General features: G+C 73.0%; 20 protein-coding genes and 1 pseudogene. 16 read left to right on the top strand and 5 right to left on the bottom strand.

The window, feature by feature from the left end; translation table 11 throughout:
- Positions 1 to 6: 6 nt before the first annotated feature.
- The 5 genes and pseudogenes from ACFY5B_RS00470 to ACFY5B_RS00450 all read right to left on the bottom strand — a co-directional run bounded on the left by ACFY5B_RS00470 (position 7) and on the right by ACFY5B_RS00450 (position 2,837).
- The gene (locus ACFY5B_RS00470) at positions 7 to 576 is read right to left on the bottom strand and encodes a hypothetical protein (protein WP_389962407.1); all 570 of its coding nucleotides are present in this window, start codon (positions 574 to 576) and stop codon (positions 7 to 9) included.
- Between the two features lie 147 nt (positions 577 to 723).
- A pseudogene (locus ACFY5B_RS00465) lies at positions 724 to 888 on the bottom strand (aminotransferase); the annotation flags it as partial.
- Positions 889 to 968: 80 nt separating this feature from the next.
- Positions 969 to 1,229 (bottom strand): Txe/YoeB family addiction module toxin, encoded by a 261-nt coding sequence (locus tag ACFY5B_RS00460; RefSeq protein ID WP_389962404.1) that lies wholly within the window; start codon positions 1,227 to 1,229, stop codon positions 969 to 971.
- Positions 1,230 to 1,238: 9 nt separating this feature from the next.
- On the bottom strand, positions 1,239 to 1,496 hold the full coding sequence (locus ACFY5B_RS00455) for a type II toxin-antitoxin system Phd/YefM family antitoxin (RefSeq protein ID WP_389962401.1): 258 nt from the start codon (positions 1,494 to 1,496) through the stop codon (positions 1,239 to 1,241).
- Positions 1,497 to 1,637: 141 nt separating this feature from the next.
- Positions 1,638 to 2,837 carry a pyridoxal phosphate-dependent aminotransferase gene (locus ACFY5B_RS00450; RefSeq protein WP_389962398.1) on the bottom strand — a complete coding sequence of 400 codons (1,200 nt, stop codon included), beginning with the start codon at positions 2,835 to 2,837 and terminating at the stop codon, positions 1,638 to 1,640.
- A gap of 128 nt (positions 2,838 to 2,965) precedes the next feature.
- On the opposite strand from ACFY5B_RS00450, the gene ACFY5B_RS00445 reads away from it, so the two are divergent.
- From ACFY5B_RS00445 to ACFY5B_RS00370, 16 genes are all read left to right on the top strand, one after another.
- Positions 2,966 to 3,244 (top strand): hypothetical protein, encoded by a 279-nt coding sequence (locus ACFY5B_RS00445; protein ID WP_389962395.1) that lies wholly within the window; start codon positions 2,966 to 2,968, stop codon positions 3,242 to 3,244.
- A 647-nt stretch (positions 3,245 to 3,891) separates the two neighbouring features.
- Positions 3,892 to 4,419, top strand: coding sequence for a DUF2617 family protein (locus ACFY5B_RS00440; RefSeq protein WP_344461307.1), 528 nt, complete (start codon positions 3,892 to 3,894; stop codon positions 4,417 to 4,419).
- 229 nt (positions 4,420 to 4,648) lie between these two features.
- A complete protein-coding gene (locus ACFY5B_RS00435) occupies positions 4,649 to 6,304 on the top strand; it encodes a polyamine aminopropyltransferase (protein ID WP_389962392.1) in 1,656 nt (551 codons plus the stop codon).
- A gap of 138 nt (positions 6,305 to 6,442) precedes the next feature.
- On the top strand, positions 6,443 to 7,330 hold the full coding sequence (locus ACFY5B_RS00430; protein WP_389962390.1) for an SRPBCC family protein: 888 nt from the start codon (positions 6,443 to 6,445) through the stop codon (positions 7,328 to 7,330).
- 102 nt (positions 7,331 to 7,432) lie between these two features.
- Positions 7,433 to 8,221, top strand: coding sequence for an aldose 1-epimerase (locus ACFY5B_RS00425; protein ID WP_389962387.1), 789 nt, complete (start codon positions 7,433 to 7,435; stop codon positions 8,219 to 8,221).
- A 10-nt stretch (positions 8,222 to 8,231) separates the two neighbouring features.
- Positions 8,232 to 8,780, top strand: coding sequence for an orotate phosphoribosyltransferase (gene pyrE / locus ACFY5B_RS00420; RefSeq protein ID WP_161361521.1), 549 nt, complete (start codon positions 8,232 to 8,234; stop codon positions 8,778 to 8,780).
- Between the two features lie 148 nt (positions 8,781 to 8,928).
- A complete protein-coding gene (fbaA, locus tag ACFY5B_RS00415; RefSeq protein ID WP_033310132.1) occupies positions 8,929 to 9,951 on the top strand; it encodes a class II fructose-bisphosphate aldolase in 1,023 nt (340 codons plus the stop codon).
- Between the two features lie 67 nt (positions 9,952 to 10,018).
- A complete protein-coding gene (locus tag ACFY5B_RS00410; RefSeq protein ID WP_389962382.1) occupies positions 10,019 to 11,488 on the top strand; it encodes an MFS transporter in 1,470 nt (489 codons plus the stop codon).
- A 77-nt stretch (positions 11,489 to 11,565) separates the two neighbouring features.
- Entirely contained in the window at positions 11,566 to 11,979 is a 414-nt protein-coding gene (locus ACFY5B_RS00405) for a DUF3151 domain-containing protein (protein WP_033310134.1), read from the top strand.
- Positions 11,980 to 12,148: 169 nt separating this feature from the next.
- Positions 12,149 to 12,979 carry a tryptophan 2,3-dioxygenase family protein gene (locus ACFY5B_RS00400; protein ID WP_184848203.1) on the top strand — a complete coding sequence of 277 codons (831 nt, stop codon included), beginning with the start codon at positions 12,149 to 12,151 and terminating at the stop codon, positions 12,977 to 12,979.
- Positions 12,972 to 14,156, top strand: a complete 1,185-nt coding sequence (gene kynU / locus ACFY5B_RS00395) for a kynureninase (protein ID WP_389962378.1) — start codon at positions 12,972 to 12,974, stop codon at positions 14,154 to 14,156. Before ACFY5B_RS00400 ends, kynU begins: the two co-directional genes overlap by 8 nt.
- A gap of 174 nt (positions 14,157 to 14,330) precedes the next feature.
- Positions 14,331 to 15,194, top strand: coding sequence for an alpha/beta hydrolase (locus tag ACFY5B_RS00390; RefSeq protein WP_389962375.1), 864 nt, complete (start codon positions 14,331 to 14,333; stop codon positions 15,192 to 15,194).
- Between the two features lie 555 nt (positions 15,195 to 15,749).
- Entirely contained in the window at positions 15,750 to 16,652 is a 903-nt protein-coding gene (locus ACFY5B_RS00385) for an alpha/beta hydrolase (protein WP_389962372.1), read from the top strand.
- Complete coding sequence (locus tag ACFY5B_RS00380) at positions 16,645 to 17,895, top strand: acyltransferase (RefSeq protein ID WP_389962369.1); 1,251 nt, start codon at positions 16,645 to 16,647, stop codon at positions 17,893 to 17,895. Before ACFY5B_RS00385 ends, ACFY5B_RS00380 begins: the two co-directional genes overlap by 8 nt.
- Positions 17,888 to 19,267 (top strand): sensor histidine kinase, encoded by a 1,380-nt coding sequence (locus tag ACFY5B_RS00375; RefSeq protein WP_389962366.1) that lies wholly within the window; start codon positions 17,888 to 17,890, stop codon positions 19,265 to 19,267. Before ACFY5B_RS00380 ends, ACFY5B_RS00375 begins: the two co-directional genes overlap by 8 nt.
- A complete protein-coding gene (locus ACFY5B_RS00370) occupies positions 19,264 to 19,947 on the top strand; it encodes a response regulator (protein ID WP_389962363.1) in 684 nt (227 codons plus the stop codon). Before ACFY5B_RS00375 ends, ACFY5B_RS00370 begins: the two co-directional genes overlap by 4 nt.
- Positions 19,948 to 20,016 lie beyond the last annotated feature (69 nt).

Below are 20,016 nucleotides of genomic sequence, written 5' to 3'. Positions count from 1 at the left end.
CCGTCATCAGCCCTTGCCCGCGGGCTGGTCCGCCGGGTCACCGATGATCGGAGCGCAGACACGGGTGGCACGCTTGGCTCCCGCCGACGTCTGGTTCCACTCGGAGCCCTGCGCGGTCCCGTCGGGGCCGGGATCGGGGAAGTCGGGGGCGCCGTTCTTCTGCATGCAGTCGGCGTAGTCGCGCTTGACCTTGATCTGCTCTGGGGTGAGCTTGGGCTGGTTGGCGTTCTCGAGGCCCTCGGGGACGGCCGCCTTGAGCGAGGCGCACTTCTCGGAGGCGTCCAGGAACTTCGTGTTCTTCTTCAGCGCCGCGTTGTCGCCGAAGTCGACCTGCCCCTTGGCGTCCGGGTCGGGGGCGTCGACCCCGTTCTTCCGCAGACAGTTCACCCACTCGCGCTGGGCGTTCACATACGCGGCCACGTCGTCGCCGCCACTCGGCGCGGTCGTCTTGCCGGACGCCTTGTCGCCGCCCGCGGTCGGGACCTTCGGGGTGTCGCCCTCGCCCCCGCAGCCGGCCAGGGTGATCGCCATGACCGACGCCGTCACCACGGCCATCAGCACCCGGTTCGTCCTCATCGGTTCTCCCGCCTCCGTCGCGCCCGACCACGGGCGCGGCGGGCCTTGCGACCGTAGGCCGGAGGTGATGAAGAACCTTTGAAGAACCTGTCATCCGATCATGCGGCGCGCTTCGGACGGGACACCACGGCAGCCGGCGACTTCCGCACGAGGTCCCAGCATGTCGGCGCGGAAGTCCGTGAAGTACGACTCGGGCAGCGAGAGCGCCTCGGCGATCGCGTACCGGAACGGACCGGCCGAGACGTACGTCGGGTACTGCTTCGCCGAGCGCACCGCCGTGACCAGCTCCGGGGCCGCCGTCACCCAGCCGACGCCGTGTTCACACACTCACTCGTGATGATCACCGTGTGATACCGGGACCGGCAGGGTCTGTGCTCGGTCCTTGAGTCCTGTCAGCTTTCGTAGTGGTAGCGGCACTGTGCGATCAGGACACCGTCCTCGGTGGCCTTGTAGATCAGCCGGTGCTCGTCGTTGACACGGCGCGACCAGTAGCCCTGGAATCCGTGCTTGAGCGGTTCCGGTTTGCCGATCCCCTCGTTGCCGTTACGGGCGATGTCCGCGATGAGCGTGTTGATGCGCTTCAGGATCTTCCGGTCCTGAAGCTGCCACCACAGATAGTCCTCCCAGGCACGGGAGGAGAAGGTGATCTTCAACTTGCGGCCCTACTCGTCGGTCGCCAGCTCACGTACGGTGCCGCCGCCGCTCTCCAGCTCGTCGATGGATGCGAGCAGGCGTCGCGCGTTGGCCGGGCTCCGCAGCAGGTACGCCGTCTCCTTCAGGGACTCGTAGTCCTCGAGGGAGACTATGACGACCGGCTCGTGTCCGGCCCGGGTGATGACGACCTCTTCGCGGTCGTCGGTGACGGAGTTGAGCACCTCGGCGTACCGCGCGCGCGACTCGGAATAGCTCATGGTCTTCACGATCAACCCTCCTTGACGTACAAGAAACTGTACGTCGATGCCTGTGGTGTGGCAAGCGGCAGAATGACGGCCGTCACGCGCGGTTCCCGGCACGAGAGTTCCGTGGCGGGACAGCAGGCAAAGAGGGACGTGCTGCGGCGGTCAGCGAGTGAACGCCTCGCGGAGCCGTTCCGTCGCCTCCTCCAGCACCCCCGTGCGTTTGCAGAAGGCGAACCGGACGAAGGGGGCGCCCTCCTGGCGGTGGTCGTAGAAGACGGCGTTGGGGATGGCGACCAGGCCCGTGCGCTGGGGCAGGGCGCGGCAGAAGGCGAAGCCGTCCGTTTCGCCGAGGGGGCGGATGTCGGTGGTGATGAAGTACGTGCCCGAGGGCCGGAAGACCCGGAAGCCGGCCTCCTCCAGGCCCGCCGCCAGCAGGTTCCGCTTGGCCAGCATGTCGGCGCGGAAGTCCGTGAAGTACGACTCGGGCAGCGAGAGCGCCTCGGCGATCGCGTACTGGAACGGACCGGCCGAGACGTACGTCAGGTACTGCTTCGCCGAGCGCACGGCCGTGACCAGCTCCGGGGCCGCCGTCAGCCAGCCGACCTTCCAGCCCGTGAACGAGAAGGTCTTCCCGCTGCTCGAAATGGTGACCGTGCGCTCCCGCATCCCCGGGAACGTCGCCAGCGGCACGTGCTCGGCGTCGTCGAAGACCAGGTGCTCGTACACCTCGTCCGTCACCACCAGCAGATCGCGCTCCACGGCCAGCTGGGCGATCGCGGCCAGCTCCTCGCGGGTGAGGACCGTGCCGGTCGGGTTGTGCGGGGTGTTGATCAGCAGCAGGCGGGTGCGGTCGGTGACGGCGTCGCGCAGCTCGTCGAGGTCGAGCCGGAACCGGCCCTCGTCCTCCTGCGCCCGCAGGGTGACCGGCACCCGGAGCCCGCCGGCCATCGCGATGCACGCCGCGTAGGAGTCGTAGTACGGCTCGAAGGCGATCACCTCGTCGCCGGGCTCCACCAGGGCCAGCAGGGCGGCGGCGATGGCCTCCGTGGCACCCGCGGTGACCAGGACCTCCGTGTCGGGGTCGTAGGACAGTCCGTAGCGGCGCTGCTGGTGGGCGGTGATCGCGGTGCGCAGCTCGGGGACGCCCGGGCCCGGCGGGTACTGGTTACCGCGGCCGTCCCGCAGGGCCCGTACGGCGGCCTCCCGGATCTCCTCGGGGCCGTCGGTGTCGGGGAAGCCCTGCCCGAGGTTGATGGCGCCGGTGCTCAGGGCCAGGGCGGACATCTCGGCGAAGATCGTCGTCCCGAACTCGGCGAGCCGACGGTTCAGGAGGGGGCGCGCGCTGGAGGTCATGGCGGTCATCCTGCGCCGAAGCTCTGGAGTTCCTCAACTCTGTGTTGGGCCGGGAGCGGGGAGGGCATCACCGCCTCACGCAAGAGCGAGGCGCCCACGGGGGGCCGCTTCGGGGGACATGGAAGGAGGGTGACGCCATGATCGTCGGCATCATCCTGGCGGTGGTCGGAGTCGTCCTGGTCGGGGCGCTGGTCTCCAAGGCCCGTAGGGGCGGTTCCCGGGGGACGACGCGTCGGGGGGCGTGGGCGTCCACCGGTTCGAGCAGCAACAACAACAGCTGGTGGGCGGGCGGGGGAGACTCCGGCTCGTCCGGCGGCGGACACCACGGGGGACACTCCTGCGGCGGCGGCTCGTCCTGCGGAGGCGGGTCGTCCTGCGGGGGTGGTGGCGGTGGCTGCGGTGGCGGAGGCAGCTGACTGACGTCGGCCGTCTCACGACGGGGGAGCCGCGACCACCGAACGCGGGGTCCGCACTGGGGCGGGCCCCGCGTTGTCATGCCAGGGGCCAGGGGCCAGGGGCCAGGGGCCAGGGGCCAGGGGCCAGGGGCCAGGGGTCAGGGGGAAAGAGGGACAGGGGGACAGGGGGCAGAGGGTCCCGGACGGACGACCCGTCGAATGACTGTCGGGGGACTTCGGGCGGCCGACCGCGACGTCCCATGTCTGTAGGACAACTCGCGCCCGGCCCGGTGCGGCTCGGGCAACTGCGGGTCATGAACGGCCATTTCGGGATCTCCCGGAATCCCGGGCACCCCCTGCGCCCGGCCGCGGGCGTGTGCCACGGCGCACCGGCGCACGCCTCCCCGGCACCGGCGCACGCCGTGGTTGAACAGTTGAGCTGTGGAGCCCTCTGAGGGATGGAAACCCTACGAACTTGGGTAAAAACGCTGTGACGGCGCCACTGTTCATGATTCCCTCTAAGCCACCGACGCAGCCCCTCGGGCGATCTGCGGACACCTTCCTTGAACCGGCCGACCGGGCTGCCTCGGGCCGACATCCCCCGGTGCCGTGCCACCGGGGCGCAGCGGACCCCTCTCCCTCTCCTTGTGTGCTTGCGGAGCCGATCCATGCTCACGACCCTGAACACCTCCTACACCGACACGCGCGCGGCCGATCTCGCGTGGGCCCTGGGGCGTGAGCCGCTTCCCGCACTGGCCGCGCTCGACCTCGAACTGGCGGACACCAAACTGCAGTTGCGGCTCCTCGGCGCGTCCCACCAGGTCCTGCTGGAGGAGGAGCGGGGCATCTGCTCGGAGACGGTGGCGTGCATCGCGGGCAGCAGCACCCCGCTTCCGCTCGGCGTCGCCAAGCGGGTGGACGACTGGGAGTACGAGTTCGCGGCGCGCGTCGAGGTCCTCTCGCCCGGCTCCTTCGCGGGCCGTGCCCAGGAGTTGCTGGCCCTCGTCTCCGACCATCCGCACGGCCTCGCAGGTGTCTTCCCCGGCAGCCCCTACGCCTTCACGGCCCTGCTCGCCCAGTACCACGAGGGCCAGGTGCACTGGCGGACGTGGCACGCCTACCCCCAGGACGGGCAGTTGGTGGCGACCCGCACGAAGGTGGGCGTCCGCGTACCGGCGGCGGTGCTCGTCGACTGACCCCGACGCGACGGCGACCCCGACGCGGCGGTGACCCCGGCGCGACGGCGACCTCGGCGCCACGGCGACCCCGGCGCGACGGCGACCCCGGCACCCGGCGGCCGACCGGCACCCGGCCCGCCGAACCGCATGCGGCGAACCGAATCCCGTGCCGATGCCCGGCCCCTGCAAACCAGCACCACACGTGTGGGTGACGAACCGCAGTCGAGACGTGACGTAACGTCGCAGCGTGATCGAGCCGCACGCGCCCGCCCCGCCCGGTTGCCCGCCGCCCTGGAGCGCCCCGGGCGGCCCCGCCGCCCCGGCGCGACTGCCCGTGCGGCCCGGCACCGGACGGTTCCTGGTCCTCGCGGGCGTGTTCGTCTGCGCGGCCTGCGGACTCGTGTACGAACTGGAACTCGTCGCGCTGGCCTCGTACTTGATGGGCGACTCCGTCACCCAGGCGTCCGTCGTGCTCTCCGTCATGGTCTTCGCCATGGGCATCGGCTCCCTCGCCGCGAAACGGCTGCGCCCGCTCGCCGCGGCCGGTTTCGGTGCCGTCGAGGCCGCCCTCGCGCTCGTCGGCGGGTGCAGCGCGATGGCCCTGTACGCCGTGTTCGCCTGGACCGGCGACTGGGGCGGGATGTGGGCCAACGGGCCGCGCTGTCTGCTGGTCGCCTTCTCCCTGGCCACCGGACTGCTCATCGGCGCCGAAGTCCCGTTGCTGATGGAGCTGATCCAGCGGATCCGCCGCCAGGACGCGGGCGGCGCGGTCGCCGACCTGTCCGCCGCCGACTACGTCGGCGCCCTCGTCGGCGGCCTCGCCTTTCCCTTCCTTCTGCTGCCGTTCCTCGGGCAGTTGACCGGCGCGCTGCTCACCGGCGCGGTCAACGCGGTCGTCGGCGGCGCGCTGGTGCTCGGCCTGTTCCGCCGTGACCTGACCCGGCGCGCCCGCTGGCTGCTGCTGGTCGGCAACGCCCTCGTCCTCGCGGTCCTCGCCGCGGCCGCCGTCCTCGTCGACGACTTCGAACGGGCCGCGCGGCAGGCCGTCTACGGCGACGACGTCCGCGTGGCGCTCCGGACCGAGGTGCAGGAGGTCGTCCTCACCGGCGGCACGCACGGGCGGCCCCTGGACCTGTTCCTCGACGGCCGCCTGCGGGTCAGCGGACGCGACGAGCTGCGCTACCACGAGGCCCTCGTCCACCCCGCGATGAGCGGGCCGCACGCGCGCGTGCTGGTCCTCGGCGGCGGGGACGGTCTGGCCACCCGCGAGGTGCTGCACCATCCCGGAGTGGACCGGGTCGACGTCGTCGAGATCGACGCCGAGGTGATCCGCCTGGCCCGCACCGACCCGGCCCTGTCCGCGCTCAACCGGCACGCGTTCGGCGACCCACGGGTGCACGTGACGACCGAGGACGCCTTCGGCTGGCTGCGCGGAGCGCCTCGGGCGACGTACGACGTGGTCGTCTCGGACCTGCCGGACCCGGGGATCACGGCGAGCACGAAGCTGTACTCGCAGGAGTTCTACGGCCTCGCGCGGCGTGTGCTGGCCCCCGGCGGACGGCTCGTGGTGCACGCCGGGCCGGTCGCGGCCGGCCCCCGGGTGTACTGGACGGTCGAGGCGACCCTGCGCGCGGCCGGTTTCCGCACCGCCCCGTACGGCACGGGCGGCCGCCACGCCGGTTTCGCCGCCGGGCCCGACCGCACCCCCGCCGACCGGTCCCGGGCGCCCCGCGACTGGGGTTTCGTCCTGGCCGCCCGCACGGACCCGCGGCTGCGGCTCGACCCGGACGGCCCGCGGCCCCGCGTCCTCACGGAGGCGTCCCTGACCGCGGGGGAACGGGCGGCGCGCAGGACGCGGATCGCGGGCCTGCCGGCGTCGACGCTGGTGCACCCGCGTTACTGAGGGGGGGGCCGTCCGCGCAGGGCCCCCCGGCGGGACCCGTCCGGCGGACCGGGAGGATACGCCTGGCGGGTGTGGATCGGGGGGCGAATCCCTCAGCCGGGGGTGCGTTCCGCGCCGTGCTGGGTAGAGTCCGTCGACATGGAGCACGAGGTGTTCGTTCCGGTTCCGGCCGAGCGGCTGAGGGAGGTGCTGGACGACCCGGCGCGGGTCGCCCGGGCCGTTCCAGGGCTCCAGCAGGACGCAGGCGCCGAGCCCGTCGCCGGGCGGTTGAAGATCCGCGTCGGCAGCCACTCCGTCACCTACCGCGGTGCCCTGCGGGTGTCCCGGCGCGAGGGCGCGTACGCCGTCGAGGGCGAGGCGGAGGAGTCGCGCGGCAGCGGCTCGGTCACGCTCGCCCTGCGGATCACCCTGCGCGAGGCGGAGGACGGCTGCACCGTCGTGTACGACGGCACGGCCACCGCGGACGGACGGATCAACGACCTCCCGGCGGACGCGGTGGAGGGAGCGGTCACCCGGCTGCTGAACCGTTTCGCGGAGCAGCTGGCCGCAGCGGCGCCGGAGACCACCACGTCCCCCGCCGCACAGGACTTCGAACCGCGGGCGACGACGGACCGCGAGACGACGCCCGACGCGGACGACGAGGCACCACCCCCGTCCGGGGCCGACGGGAGCGCGGAGGCGCCCTCCGACCCTGGGCTCACCGAGGAACCCCCGGCCCCCGGGCGTCCCTCCGGCTTCGGCGCCGACGCCCCGCCCTCCTCTCTGGGACCCGTGGACGACGAGGACGACGAGGACGACGACATCGACGAGGACGACGACATCGCCGAGGCGGCGCACGCGCGACGGACCATGATCGGACGCAGTGCCGAGGAGGTCGACCACGCCCCGCCGCGCGGCCGGTACGCCCCCGTGCCCGCGCCCCAGACCGTGACGGCCCCGGCCCCGCTGCGCTGGGCGGCCCCCGCGGCGGCTCTCGCCCTGGCGTCGGCCATCGTGGCGGTCCGGGCCCTGCGCAGACGACGCTGAATCACGCGGCGGCCGGACCGGACCGCCCTGCCCCGGGCACAGGGGGGCCGAAGCGGCGCGCGACCGGTGAGGCCCTCTTGATCACCGCAGTAGGGTCGTCCCGTGAGTGACGAAGACATCACGCTGACCGCGGGTGACGCGGAGGTGACCGTGCAGCCGGGCAACGGCGGCCGGGTCGGAGGACTGCGGATCGGTGGCGTCGAACTGCTGCGCCAGGGTGAGCGCTTCGGCTGCTTCCCGATGGTGCCCTGGTGCGGCCGGATCCGGGACGGACGGTTCCTGGACGGCGCCGAGGTGCGGCAGCTGCCGCTGAACGCCCCGCCCCACGCCATCCACGGCACCGTCCGCGACAGGGTCTGGCGCACCGCCCGGACCAGCGCCGACGAGGCCGTCCTCACCTGCGAGCTCGTCGACCCCTGGCCCCACAAGGGCCTCGTCACGCAGATCGTCGCCCTCACCGAGGACACGCTGACGCTGACCATGTCCGTCGAGACGTACGACTCGTCCTTCCCGGCGCAGATCGGCTGGCACCCCTGGTTCAACCGGAACCTCGGCGGCCAGGACGTCACCCTCGACTTCGACCCCGCCTGGCAGGAGGAGCGCGGCGACGACCATCTGCCCACCGGCAACCGCCTCGCCCCCGAGCCCGGCCCCTGGGACGACTGCTTCGGCATGCCCGGCGGCGTCGAGGCGACCCTGACGTGGCCCGGTCAGCTGGAGCTGAAGGTGACCAGCGGCGAGGAGTGGGTCGTCGTCTACGACGAGCAGCAGGAGGCCGTGTGCGTGGAGCCGCAGACCGGCCCGCCCAACGGTCTCAACACCCTGCCGCACCTGGTCACGCCCCTGGAGCCGCTGGAGGCCGCCACGACCTGGAGCTGGCGCCGCCTCTAAGCTGGGCGGCATGACGGACACTCGCGGCGCGCTGCTGCAGCAGATCAAGGACAAGGCCGTGGTGCACGGCAAGGTGACCCTGTCGTCGGGTCTCGAGGCCGACTACTACGTCGACCTCCGGCGCGTCACCCTCGACGGGGAGGCCGCCCCGCTGGTCGGGCAGGTGCTGCTGGACCTGACCGCCGAGCTGGAGTTCGACGCGGTCGGCGGGCTCACCATGGGCGCCGACCCGGTCGCCGCCGCCATGCTGCATGCGGCCGCCGCGCGCGGGAAGCGCCTGGACGCCTTCGTCGTGCGCAAGGCCGCCAAGGCGCACGGCCTGCAGCGCCGCGTCGAGGGCCCGGACATCGCGGGCCGCCGCGTGCTGGTCGTCGAGGACACCTCCACCACCGGCGGCTCCCCGCTGACCGCCGTCGAGGCCGTGCGCGAGGCCGGGGCCGAGGTCGTCGCCGTCGCGACCATCGTCGACCGGGCGACCGGCGCCGCGGAGAAGATCCAGGAGGGCGCGGGGGTGCCGTATCTCTTCGCCTTCTCGAAGGACGAGCTGGGCCTCGACTGACCGGGGACCGACCAGGGCGTGGACGGTGGCCTGGACCTTCCGGCCAAGTCTGGAAAGATGGGGCCGACGATGACGTCGCACCCCAAGGTCTAGGTCAGGGCCGTTAGACACAGCAGTACGTCAACCCGCAGATACAAGGAGCGGACGCATGCCCATCGCAACTCCCGAGGTCTACAACGAGATGCTGGACCGGGCGAAGGCAGGAAAGTTCGCCTACCCGGCCATCAACGTGACCTCCACCCAGACCCTGCACGCGGCCCTGCGCGGTTTCGCTGAGGCGGAGAGCGACGGCATCGTCCAGATCTCCACGGGTGGCGCCGAGTTCCTGGGCGGTCAGTACAGCAAGGACATGGTCACCGGCGCCGTCGCCCTGGCCGAGTTCGCGCACATCGTCGCCGAGAAGTACCCGGTGAACATCGCGCTGCACACCGACCACTGCCCCAAGGACAAGCTCGACGGGTACGTACGTCCGCTCCTGGCGCTCTCCCAGAAGCGCGTCGAGGCAGGTCTGAACCCGCTGTTCCAGTCGCACATGTGGGACGGCTCCGCCGAGACCCTCGCCGACAACCTCTCCATCGCGCAGGAGCTGCTGGAGCAGGCCCGCGCCGCGAAGATCATCCTCGAGGTGGAGATCACCCCGACCGGTGGCGAGGAGGACGGCGTCTCCCACGAGATCAACGACTCCCTCTACACCACGGTCGACGACGCGATCCGCACCGCCGAGGCCCTCGGCCTGGGCGAGAAGGGCCGCTACCTGCTCGCCGCGTCCTTCGGCAACGTGCACGGCGTGTACAAGCCGGGCAACGTCGTCCTGCGCCCCGAGCTGCTGAAGGAGCTGAACGAGGGCGTCGCCGCCAAGTTCGGCAAGGGCTCCCCGTTCGACTTCGTCTTCCACGGCGGCTCCGGCTCCACGGAGGAGGAGATCCGCACCGCGCTGGAGAACGGCGTCGTGAAGATGAACATCGACACCGACACCCAGTACGCGTTCACGCGGCCGGTCGCGGACCACATGTTCCGCAACTACGACGGTGTCCTGAAGGTCGACGGCGAGGTCGGCAACAAGAAGACCTACGACCCGCGCACCTGGGGCAAGCTGGCCGAGGCCTCCATGTCCGCGCGTGTCGTCGAGGCCTGCGGCAACCTCCGCTCGACCGGCACGAAGATCAAGTAGGTCCCGGTTCCGCTCGCGTCGAGCCCGGCACCTCCTGAGGTGCCGGGCTCTTCCGTATGCTCCCTGCATGCCCGATGTCCGGTTGGCCTCACCGCAGGGCAAGTGGGTCCTGCTCACCACCGTCCTCGGCTCCAGCATGGCGATGCTGGACTCGACCGTCGTCAACGTCGCCCTGCCGCGCATCGGCCGCGACCTCGAAGCGAACCTGTCCGCGTTGCAGTGGACCGTCAACGCCTACATGGTCACGCTGGCCGGGCTGATCCTGCTGGGCGGGGCGCTCGGGGACCGCTTCGGGCGGCGGAAGGTGTTCGTCATCGGTGTGGTGTGGTTCGCGGCGGCGTCGCTGCTGTGCGGGATCGCGCCGAACGCGGGCGTGCTGATCGCCGCGCGGGCCCTGCAAGGGGTGGGCGGCGCGCTGCTGACGCCCGGCTCGCTGGCGCTGATCCAGGCGTCCTTCCACCCCGACGACCGGGGGCGGGCGGTGGGCCTGTGGTCCGGCTTCGGCGGGATCGGGGCGGCGGTCGGGCCGTTCGTCGGCGGCTGGCTGGTGGACGGCCCCGGCTGGCGGTGGGTGTTCCTGCTGAACGTGCCGGTGGCCCTGGTGTGCGTGCCGGTCGCGCTGCGGCACGTTCCCGAGTCGGGTGGGGGAGAGCGGGCGCACGGGCGGTTCGACGTGCTCGGGGCCGTGCTGGGGGCGCTGGCGCTCGCGCTGGTCACGTACGCGCTGATCGAGGCCGGCGGGGGCGGGGTGGTGGTGGCGGTCTCGGCGGTGGCCGGGCTGGCCGCGGCCGTCGCGTTCGTCGTCGTCGAGCGGCGCCGGCCCGACCCGATGATGCCGCCGGACATCTTCGCGTCCCGGCAGTTCACGGCCGTCAACCTCGTCACGCTGTGCGTGTACGCGGCCCTCGGCGGGTTCTTCTTCCTCGCCGCGCTCCAGCTCCAGGTGGTCGTGGGCTACTCCGCCCTCGGCGCCGGTACGGCACTGCTGCCGACGACCGTGCTGATGCTGCTGCTGTCCGCGCGCTCCGGGGAACTGGCCGACCGGATCGGGCCGCGGATCCCGCTGACCGTGGGGCCGCTGCTGTGCGCGGCCGGGATGCTGCTGATGCTGCGGGTGGGGCCGGACGCGTCGTACGTGGCCGATGTGCTGCCGGCGCTGCTGGTGCTCGGTCTTGGCATGGTCACGTTGGTGGCCCCGCTGACGGCGACGGTGCTGGGCTCGGTCAGCGTGGTGCGGGCGGGGCTGGCCAGCGGCATCAACAACGCGGCGGCCCGGGCGGCGGGCCTGATGGCGGTGGCGGCGCTGCCGCTGCTGGCGGGGATGGGGGAGGAGGCGTACCGGGAGCCGGCCGCCTTCGACACGGCGTTCGACAAGGCGATGGGCTGGTGCGCGGGGGCGCTGGTGGCGGGGGCGGTGATCGCGGCCGCGGTGGTGCGCAGGCCGCCGCCGGACTGCAAGCGGCCGGAGTGCCTGCGGCACGGAGGTGTGGCGGCGCCGCCGCTGGAGGGGGAGCCGGTGCGGAAGCGGCTGGGGTGAGTCGGGGTGCCGGTGCCCGGGCCGATCCTCGGCGGGACCGGTGCCCGCGGCCGAGCGGTATGGCGCAGACTTGGGGCATGTCCATTCACGAGAACCTTCTCGGGGGCCCGCCCCCGACCCACCTCCCCGACGACCCCGGGCCGCGGGAAATGCTCGCGTCGGGTGCCGCGCCCGCCGAGGTCGCCGGTGCTCACCCCACCTCCTCGCTCGCCTGGGCGCAGCTCGCCGACGAGGCGTTCGAGCGGGGCGCGGCCGTGGAGTCCTACGCGTACGCCCGCACCGGCTACCACCGCGGCCTGGACGCGCTGCGCCGCAACGGCTGGAAGGGCCACGGCCCCGTCCCGTGGGAGCACGAGCCGAACCGCGGCTTCCTGCGTGCCCTGCACGCCCTCGCCCGCGCCGCGCAGGCGATCGGCGAGCAGGAGGAGTACGAGCGCTGCTCCCAGTTCCTCAAGGACTCCTCGCCGACGGCGGCGCAGGTCCTCGGCTGAGGCACGGTCCGTGCACGCGAGGCCCGTCCGCGAAAGGCGGGCCTTGCGGTTTCGGGGGACGATTGCGTTTCGCAGGACGATTGCGCAAGATGCCCCCTGGGGACCGGGGCCCCCGTGTCGGATTCGGCAGGGGCGGACCGCTACCCGGAGTTATACGCAGGAGACAGCGATGTCCCACGAGGCTCACGAGCCCGAGACCCCGCATCTCGACTTCCACGGCACGACGCCGTACGAGGACTACGTCAAGGCGGACGTACTCACCCACCTCCAGCACACCCTCTCCGACGACCCCGGAGAGATGGTCTTCCTGGTGACGACCCAGGTGATGGAGCTGTGGTTCACCGTCATCGTCCACGAGTGGGAGACGGCGGCCGGCGCGCTCCGGGGTGACGACATCCCGACCGCCGTCCACGCGCTCAAGAGGTCCGTCCGCGAGCTGGAGGCGCTCAACCACTCCTGGAAGCCGCTCGCCCAGCTCACGCCGGCCCAGTTCAACTCGTACCGCAGCGCCCTCGGCGAGGGCTCCGGCTTCCAGTCGGCGATGTACCGGCGCATGGAGTTCCTGCTCGGTGACAAGTCCGCGTCGATGCTCGTCCCGCACCGGGGCGCACCGCGCGTGCACGCCGAGCTGGAGAAGGCGCTGCACGAGCCGAGCCTGTACGACGAGGTCGTGCGGCTGCTGGCGCGGCGCGGGCACGACATCCCGGAGGCCGTGCTGCGGCGCGACGTCTCGAAGCGCTACGAGCCGTCGCCGGAGGTGGAGGCGGCCTGGACGGCTGTCTACTCGGGCGACGAGAGCGACGAGGTCGCCCGGCTGGGCGAGGCGCTGAGCGACGTAGCCGAGCTGGTGTGGCGCTGGCGCAACGACCACCTGGTCGCCACCCGCCGCGCGATGGGCGCCAAGACCGGCACGGGCGGCTCCGCCGGGGTGGCCTGGCTGGAGAAGCGCGCGCAGAAGAACGTGTTCCCCGAGCTGTGGACGGCGCGGTCCTATGTCTGAGCCGGCGGAACGCGCGCAGAAGCTGGACGCCGTCGACGAACTGGCCGGCAAGCGCGCCGAGTTCGTCCTCGACGACGTGGTCTACCTCGACGGCAACTCACTCGGAGCGCTGCCCGCCGTCGTCCCCGGCCGGGTGGAGGACGTCGTACGCCGCCAGTGGGGCGAGCTGCGCATCCGGTCCTGGGAGGAGAGCGGCTGGTGGACGGCGCCCGAGCGGATCGGCGACCGGATCGCCCCGCTGGTGGGGGCGGCGCCCGGGCAGATCGTCGTGGGCGACTCCACCAGCGTCAACGTCTTCAAGGCACTCGTGGGCGCGGTGCGGATGGCCGGGGAGGGCCGTGACGAGCTGCTCGTCGACGCGACGACCTTCCCCACCGACGGGTACATCGCCGAGTCCGCCGCCCGCATGACCGGCTGCACCGTGCGGCCCGTGGCACCCGCGGACGTGCCGGGCGCGCTGGGCGAGCGCACCGTCGCCGTCCTGCTCAACCACGTCGACTACCGCACCGGCCGGCTGCACGACCTGCCCGGACTGACGGCCGCCGCGCACGAGGCCGGGGCGGTCGCCGTCTGGGACCTGTGCCACAGCGCGGGCGCCCTGCCGGTCGGGCTGGACGAGCACGGCGTGGACCTCGCGGTCGGCTGCACCTACAAGTACCTGAACGGCGGGCCCGGTTCACCGGCGTACCTGTATGTGCGGCGGGAGGTGCAGGACCGCTTCGACTCGCCGCTGCCCGGCTGGAACTCGCACGCCGAGCCGTTCGGGATGCGGAGCGACTTCGAGGCGGCCCCCGGCGCGCTGCGCGGCCGGGTCGGCACACCGGACATCCTCTCCATGCTCGCCCTGGAGGCGGCCCTGGAGGTCTGGGACGGGGTGTCGGTCGAGGCGGTGCGGGCCAAGTCCCTGGCGCTGACGGACTTCTTCCTGGAGTGCGTGGCGGCGTACGTGCCCGAGGGCCGGGTCGAGTGCGTGACGCCGGTGGCGCACGCGGAGCGGGGCAGCCAGATCGCGCTGCGCTGCGACGACGCGGGTGACGTGATGAAGCGGCTGATCGAGCGGGGTGTGGTCGGTGACTTCCGGGCCCCCGACGTGCTGCGCTTCGGCTTCACGCCGCTGTACGTCGGGTTCGCCGACGTGGAGCGGGCGGCGCGGGTGCTGGCGCAGACGCTGGCCTGAGCGGCGAGCGGGCCGGGACTCCCCTGAGACGTCCCGGCCCCGCGGCGCCCTCCGGTCTTCACCGAGCGTCACATCCCCGTGTCACCGCACGTCACCCGCCTGGTACCGTCCCGGCCAACGGCCGGTCCCCTCAACAGGGCCGCCGCGTACGGTTCATCGCTGGAGGGTTGGAGCATGACGGATGACGTCGCAGCAGCACGGGCCGCTGCCGAGGAGGAGTCGGTCTTCTCCCACGCGCCCGTCGACCCCGACGCCACCGCGGCCTACGGCGACCACCCGGACCAGGTGATCGACTTCTTCGCGCCGCGCCGGGCGGGCGGCCCCGGGCCGGCCCCGGTCGTCGTCGTGCTGCACGGCGGTGCCTGGCGGGCGCCGTACGACCGGCGTCACATCAGCCCCTTCGCGGACTTCCTCGCCCGCCGCGGGTTCGCCGTGGCCAGCGCCGAGTACCGGCGTGGCGGGGACGGCGACTCCCTCGCGGGCCGGTGGCCCGACACCTTCGACGACGTCGCGGCGGCGCTGGACGCCCTTCCCGCGCTGGTACGGCAGTTGCTGCCGCAGGCCGACCCGCGCCGTACGGTCCTCACCGGCCACTCGGCGGGCGGGCATCTCGCCCTGTGGGGTGCCGCCCGGCACGTCCTGCCGGCCGACTCGCCCTGGCGCGGCGGCAGCCCGGTGTCGCTGCGCGGCGTCGTCGCCCTCGCCCCGATCGCGGACCTCGCGGTCGCCGACAAGCTGGACGTCTGCGGCGGTGCCGCGCGCCAACTCCTGGGCAGGGACGAGCACTTCGCCGAGCGGCAGCCGTACGCCGACCCGGCGCTGCTGCTGCCCACCGGGATCGCCACCACCCTCGTCCAGGGCCGTGCGGATCTGGACGTGCCGCACGCGGTCGCCGAGTCGTACGCGGAAGCGGCGGCGAAGGCCGGGGAGATGGTGGGGGTGACGCTGCTGGAGGACGTGGGGCACTTCCCGCTGATCGACCCGGCGGCGGACGCGTGCGCGGTCGTCGTGGAGGAGATCGCGCAGCTGGCGTGGTGAGCGGTGCGCCGAGCGGCTTCGTGGCAGCGTCCCGCGACAGCCCGCAGGACCCGTAGGACCCGTAGGTCCCGAAGGACCCGTAGGTCCCGTAGGTCCCGCAGGTTCCCAGGTCCCGCAGGTCCCCAGGTCCCGCAGGTCCCGCAGGTCCCGCAGGACTCGCAGGACTCGCAGGACCCGTAGGTCCCGCAGGTCCCGCAGGACTCGCAGGACTCGCAGGTCCCGCAGGAGCGGTCCCCGCGTCGTACCCGTAGGAGCGGTCCCCCCCCGTCGTACCCGTAGTACCTGAGAGCTACGCCGCAGGTGAGTTCCCGGGCGGGACGCGGGCGAGGTCGCCCGCTCCGTAACTTCCCTTTCACGCAGACCCGATGGCCGGGTGCGCTGGAGGGGACGACCATGGGGCCCGCACCGAAGTACCGCCGTGCCGGCGGCCGTGGTGACGGCAGACGCCGCGCCGCCGGATGGCTCCACGCCGGCGGATGGATTCACGCCGGCGGATGGCGGGGTGCCGGCCGATGGTGCCGCGCCACGCTCGCCGTGCTTGTGACGGGTGCGGTGGTGCTCCCCCTCTCCGCGGCCGTACGGCCGCAGACCCCCGCTCCGGCCCCCGCCCGCCTCGCACCCCTCCACGCGTCGACGCTCGGCGAGGCCTACGCCGCCAACCGGGCCAACGCCGTCGAGGCGGCCCGAACGGCGGCAGCCCATCACGACCGGGGCCGCGCTGCGACGGACCGTCAGCTGGCTTCGCCGAAGCGGCACTTGCTGCACTTCGACGGCCGCGGCTCCGGCCGGGTGACGGAGGTCCTCGGCGACCTGGCCCGGGCCGACCGCATCGCCGTCCTGGTCCCCGGCTCCGACACGAGCCTCGACACCTACGGCCGGTTCCACGCGGCGGCCGCCGCCCTGCACCGGCAGCTCGCCCGGCAGGCTCCGGCCGGCACCCGCACCTCGGTCGTGGCCTGGCTGGGCTACGAGACGCCGGGCACGGTCAGCACGACGGTCACCACGACCGGCAGGGCGGAGCAGGCGGCCCCGCACCTGCGGGCACTCGTCGCCGACCTGCGGGCCATAGCGGGCCCCGGACCGCGCATCTCGCTGCTGTGCCACTCGTACGGCTCGGTCGTCTGCGGCCGTTCCGCCGCCGGGCTCGCCGTCGACGACATCGCGCTCGTCGGCAGCCCCGGCACCGGCGCGGACTCCGCCGCCGGCCTGCACACGCGGGCCCGTGTCTGGGCGGCCCGGGGCGGTGACGACTGGGTGGAGCACGTACCGCACCTCAGCGTGGACCTGTTCGGCACCAGCGTCGGCTTCGGCACCGACCCCGTCACCCCGGCCTTCGGCGCCCGGGTGTTCGCGGCGGGTGCCGCCGGCCACAGCACGTACTTCGAGCTCGGCTCGACCTCCCTGACCAACCTGGCCCGGATCGTCCTGGGCGAGACCGAGGCGGTGACCCATGACTGACATCGGCGTAGGCGCCGTCCGGCAGCGAGTGCGCCGAGGCGCCGACCGCGTCGGCGCGGCCACCCCGCCCGGCCGCGACCGGGCCGTGGACGCCCTGCGGGCCGCCGCCGTCCTCGGTGTCGTCCTCGGGCACTGGCTCGTCACGGCCCTGGTGTCCGACGGCCGCACCCTGCGCACGGCGAGCCCGCTGCAGCACATGCCGTGGCTGGCACCCGTCTCCTGGACGTTCCAGACACTCGCCGTGTTCTTCCTGGTCGGCGGTCATGTCGCCACCCGTAGTCATGCCTCGGCCCGGGCCCGTGGAGTCCCGTACCGCCAGTGGCTGACGGCCCGGCTGTCCCGGCTGTTCAAGCCGGTCGCCGCCGTCCTCACCCTGTGGACGGTGGCCGCCGTCGCGCTGCTGCTGTCGGGCACCGAGTACGGCACGGTCCGCACGCTGGTGAAACTGGCTCTCTCCCCCCTGTGGTTCCTCGTGGTGTTCGCCGGCCTGACGGCGGCCACCCCGCTGCTCGCCCGGCTCAACCCGCTCTGGCCACTGGCCGTCGTACTGCACGTGGACCTTGTGCGCTTCGGCCTCGGCGGCCCCGCCTGGCTCGGCTGGGTGAACGTGGCGGCCGGCTGGATGGTGCCCTACACCCTGGGCGCGGCCTGGACCCGGGGTGAGCTGGAGCGCCGCCGCGCGGGCTGGATCCTGCTCGTCGGCGGTGCGGCGGCGACCGCGGGACTGGTCGCGTGGTCGGGGTATCCGGCCTCGATGGTCGGCGTCCCGGGCCAGGGCATCTCCAACCTGTATCCGCCGACCCTGGCCGTCGTCACGTTCGGCCTGGCCCAGTGCGGTGGCGCCCTGCTGCTGCGTGAGCGGCTGCGGCACGCGATGCGCCGGCCCGTGGCGTGGGCGGCGGTGGCGTTCGTCAACCTCACGGCGATGACCGTCTTCCTCTGGCACCAGACGGCCTTGATGGCGACGACGGCCACCGGCCTCCTCGCGGGCCGGTTGCCCGGGCTGCACACGCCGCCCGACGGTCTCGGCTGGGTCGGGGTCCGGCTGCTGTGGCTGCCCGTGTTCGTGCTCGCCCTCTGGGTCTGCTGGGCCGCCTTCCGCTCCTTCGAGGTCAACGGCGGCAGCGGCGGCGAGCGGAGCGGCGAGGGGCTGAGCGGCGAGGGCCGGGGCCGCGGGTCGCGGGTGGTGCGGGCACACCGTCCGTCCGACCGGGGCGCGGCGAAGGAGGCGCGTCATGTCTAGGCTGGGCCGCGTGACGGACACGGGGGTGGGCCGCGCGCTGCGGGCGCGCGTCGGGGGCTGGCTGCGGGTGCTGCGTGACGACCTGTGGACCTTCCGGGCAGATCCGATGCCGGCCTCCACGTGGCTGCGCTGGCTACCCCACGGGCTGGTGTGCCTGGCCGCGTTCGGCGTCACCTTCGGCGCGGTGGGGCAGCTTGTCGACAACGGCGGGGTGGGCCAGCAACTCGCCTTCCTCATCGGGCTGGCACAGGGCGGTGCCATGGTGCTCGCGCTGTGGCGGCCCCTACCGGCGTGGTGGCTCTCGACGACGGCCATGCTGCTGGGCGCCCTGGAGGTGCGCCGCCAGTTGCTGGCCGGCGACGCCTCAGACTTCACCTGGCCGTGGACGTCGGCGGGGATCATCGGACACATGGCGGTGCTGCTGCTGCTCGCCCTGCGGGTGCGGACCCGGGTGTCCGTCGAGGCACTCGCGCTGACGGTGCTCCTCACCTACGTCGTCCAAGGGCTGCTGGGCGCGGCCGGCCATTCGTCCACCGGAGTACTCGCGGTCTCGCTGTTCACCGTCGTCATGGTCCTCGGCACCGCCCTGCGCGGCCGTCGCGAGGCCCGCGCCCAACTCGTCGAGCAGACCACGCTGACCGCCGAGGAGCGCACCCGGCGCACCCTGCTGGAGGAGCGCAGCCGCATCGCGCGGGAGCTGCACGACGTGGTGGCCCACCACATGTCGGTCATCTCCATCCAGGCGCAGGTCGCCCCGCACCTCGTCGAGAACCCGCCCGAGGAGCTCAGGGAGAACCTCGCGGGCATCCGGCAGAACGCCCTGGAGGCGCTGACCGAACTGCGCCGCGTGCTGGGCGTGCTGCGCTCCGAGCACCCCGGGCCGGAGGAGCCGTTCGCCGGCACGGGTGACGGGACCACACCGCACGCCCCGCAGCCCACGCTCGACCGGCTCGACGCGCTGGTGGAGAACACCCGGGCCGTCGGCCGCGAGGTCGTCACCGACATCAGGGGCGAGCGGCGCCCGCTGCCGCCCGGCGTGGAGCTGTCGGCGTACAGGATCGTGCAGGAGGCGCTGAGCAACGCCCTGCGGCACGCGCCCGGCGCGAGGATCACGGTCCGTCTCGGCTACGAGCCGGACGGCCTGGCGGTGGAGATCGTCAACGGCCGCCCCACCGCCCCGCCCCCGCCGTCGACGGGCGCGGGACACGGACTGCTCGGCATGCGGGAGCGGGTCGCGATGCTCGGCGGCACGATGACGGCCCACCCGTGGCACTGGGACGGCTTCAAGGTCACCGCCTTCCTCCCCGACACCCCGCCCGCCGACACCGTGGGCACCCACCCACCCACCGCCCCCCGGAGACAGGCCTCATGACGAGTGGTACCGGCGAACCCATCCGGGTTCTGATCGTCGACGACCAGGCGATGGTCCGGCAGGGCTTCACCGTGCTGCTCGGCGTCCAGCCCGACATCGAGGTCGTCGGCGACGCGAAGAACGGCGAGGGCGGCGTCGCCCTGGCCGCCGAGCTCGCCCCGGACGTCGTCCTGATGGACATCCGCATGCCCGGCATCGGCGGCATCGAGGCGACCGAACGCATCACCGCCGCCCACCCGGACATCAGGGTGCTGGTCCTCACCACCTTCGACCTCGACGAGTACGTGTACGACGCGCTGCGCGCCGGAGCCTCCGGGTTCCTGCTGAAGGACGCGTCGTCCGAGCAGCTCGCCGAGGCGGTCCGGGTGGTCGCGGCCGGGGAGGCGCTGCTCGCCCCGGTCATCACCCGCAAGCTGATCGCCGAGTTCTCCCGGCTCGACGGCAAGCCCCGCGCCCCGCTGAAGGAGCGCGTCGGTGATCTGACCGAGCGGGAGACGGAGGTGCTCTCGCTGATCGCGCAGGGCCTGTCGAACGCGGAGATCGCCCGGCACCTGTTCGTGGCCGAGCAGACGGTGAAGACCCACGTCGGCAGGATCCTGGTGAAGCTGGGCCTCAGGGACCGGACGCAGGCGGCGGTGTTCGCGTACGAGTCGGGGCTGGTGCGGCCGTCGGGGTACTGAGGGGTGGCGCTGCGGCTCCCCGTAGTACCTGAGAGGGACCCTGTGGAACCCCTCTCACTGGGGACGACC

This window comes from Streptomyces sp. NPDC013187 (assembly GCF_042899705.1).
In the GTDB taxonomy this organism is placed as follows: Bacteria; Actinomycetota; Actinomycetes; order Streptomycetales; family Streptomycetaceae; genus Streptomyces; species Streptomyces hawaiiensis_A.
Note: the sequence above shows the minus strand (reverse complement) of the source record. Positions and strands in the feature narration are given on the sequence as shown.